At 32.7% G+C, this 2,254-nt stretch carries 3 protein-coding genes; 1 reads left to right on the plus strand and 2 read right to left on the minus strand.

What is annotated here, in order from left to right; all coding sequences use genetic code 11:
• Positions 1-385: 385 nt before the first annotated feature.
• A complete protein-coding gene (locus tag AC3DU7_RS31630; protein WP_488043190.1) occupies positions 386-775 on the minus strand; it encodes a hypothetical protein in 390 nt (129 codons plus the stop codon).
• A gap of 43 nt (positions 776-818) precedes the next feature.
• Entirely contained in the window at positions 819-1,277 is a 459-nt protein-coding gene (locus AC3DU7_RS31635; RefSeq protein WP_488043191.1) for a DUF6232 family protein, read from the minus strand.
• Positions 1,278-1,615: 338 nt separating this feature from the next.
• Between AC3DU7_RS31635 and AC3DU7_RS31640 the strand changes: the two genes are divergently transcribed.
• On the plus strand, positions 1,616-2,149 hold the full coding sequence (locus AC3DU7_RS31640; RefSeq protein WP_488043192.1) for a helix-turn-helix domain-containing protein: 534 nt from the start codon (positions 1,616-1,618) through the stop codon (positions 2,147-2,149).
• The last annotated feature ends 105 nt before the right edge of the window (positions 2,150-2,254 follow it).

Consider the following 2,254-nt stretch of genomic DNA (forward strand, 5'->3'; position numbering starts at 1 on the left):
GTTTAGTCTCGTCTATAGTAATTTCAGCCATAGGTTTTTTGATAATTATTTTGTTTAATTATAGCACCTATGGTTGATAAATAAAAAGTAAGCATTCAGCTAGCTTACAGTTAGCTTTTAGCTGTTTCATCAATAATTAATATACATTGCTAAGGTCAAGATTAGTTTTTTTCAATACTTTGAATTATCTTTAAATCTCTCAATACTAATTCCTGCTATAAAGGTAATGAATTAATAGCTGATAGCTGAATGCTTACAATAAAAATAGATTTAGAGACAGGGTTTGGGCAAAAATTGTTTGTGTTGGGCTTATCCACAGGATAAGCTACGCTAAACTTGCCTCCACCCAACCTACAAAAGCTATCTCAACAATTTATTGAAGGATTCAAGGCTTTTTCAATACTTCTTTTACACCTTCGATAAAGAATTGAGCAACGGGATGATCTATCGTCTTTTCTAAAGCTGCTAAACTTCCTGCTTTTACTCCTCGGATAATTCGAGATTTTAACTGAGGGTTTTTATCAACTTCATCCACAGCTTTAGCACTCAAAACTCTATAACTATCGCTAGGATAATCTGCTGAAAGTTGATTTAGTAGGTCTTTAATATCTTTAGCTGCTTGTGCTAGATCTTGAGAATTATTAATTTGGGTGCCGATATTATCACGCATAGTTGTTTTTCTTTTATCAACACCAATCACAAAATGCTCTGCTTTTTGGTTAGTAATGTCTCCTTTAGCATAGTTATAATTAGTTTGTTGCTCTTGATTATTCATGTTTTTTACTCTCCATATAATCTAAGTAAATAGTGTATTTTAATTACCCAACTTGAACCCCATTTTCAAAGGAACCGCTTTGATTTATGATGTCTCCATCAGAAATATTGAAGGTATAATTAGCAGCTTTATCCTGATTATTCATAATTTGAGCGATTGTGTTAATAATTCTGTCTATCAGAATTTCATCCTTAGATGTCAGCAATTTCATAGATCCAGCACTTGTCTCTATGCTGATACCATATCTTTTAGCCTTAGTAAATCGCTCTATAATTCCCAATGCAGTAAGAATAATTACGCTCCATGTGAACAACGACACATCTGGATTATTCTTCATCCATTCAATTCCCAATAAACTGAGGATAACGCCAGCAATGATGAATTTTAGCTTGAAAAAATAGTTTGGTTTAATTCGGTACTTTCCTACGCTAGTAATATTTCTAACTTGATAAACTTTATTGTCCAAAGTAATGGTACTATTAGTTACTTTTAAGGTACTCATATTTGTAATAAATGTCTTTTTGGTAGTCCTAAACTTACAGCAGATTGCAGGTAAATGAGGTACAAGTATAAATAGTAAAGTCTTCGTAGTGCGGGCATCTTGCCCGCGACTGGTGTACCTCACTAATATGAAATACGCTGTAAGTAAAAATGCATCTTTACTTAACTCATTCAAATTGACGCATTATTGTAGACATCAATATTGTAATCAAGTCATTTTCATATCCACAAGTCGAAAAAGGACGGATAAAGACGGGAGTTTTGTGAAAAAAATATAAAAAGGACGGATAAAGAAGGATAATAGCGGATAAGCTATTCACAAGAATTAATTCTAAAACAATGGACTGGCAAACAGCTTTAAATTCAATTGATGAGTTGGTCTTTCAGCAAACGGGAAAACACCTAAATAATCTACAAATTGCTATTTTGAAAGGTGTTCTGAACAACGAAAAATACAGAGAAATTGCAGAACAATATAAATGTTCTAATGGTCATGTCAAAGATGAAGGATACGAACTCTGGCAAGTTTTATCAGAGATTTTTGGGGAGAAGTTAAATAAGTCTAATTTTGCCGCTACAGTTGAACGTTTAGGATGTGCAAATTATCAGTCTCCCCTAATAGGAAATCATGTTCGTGTTGATAGTATTAATCTTTGCAATAATGCCGAAACAACAGAGCTAAAAAATAGGGATTTTGTTAATACTAAATCAGATTACAAAAATACAACCTCTTGCCAACCCACCACTGAAAACGTCTTGTATACAAATAAATTAAATACTGTCTCTAAATTAATCAAACTCGGTTTAACAGCAGAGCAAATTGCCGAAGCAGTAGATTTACCATTAAATGAAGTACAACAATTAATGGAATAAATTTGTATATTATTTAGATATAACTATAGATTTCGTTAGTATTATGATTGAGGAAAGTTTAGCGATCGCCTCCCATCACTACTCAAATTTCCCCAAAAATATCTA

The sequence above is a fragment of the Okeania sp. genome, assembly GCF_983059655.1.

Excerpts from the sequence above, each read along its gene's own strand:
- AC3DU7_RS31635 (WP_488043191.1), bottom strand. The coding sequence starts at position 1,277 with ATGAGTACCTTAAAAGTAACTAATAGTACCATTACTTTGGACAATAAA.
- AC3DU7_RS31640 (WP_488043192.1), top strand. The coding sequence starts at position 1,616 with ATGGACTGGCAAACAGCTTTAAATTCAATTGATGAGTTGGTCTTTCAG.
- AC3DU7_RS31630 (WP_488043190.1), bottom strand. The coding sequence starts at position 775 with ATGAATAATCAAGAGCAACAAACTAATTATAACTATGCTAAAGGAGAC.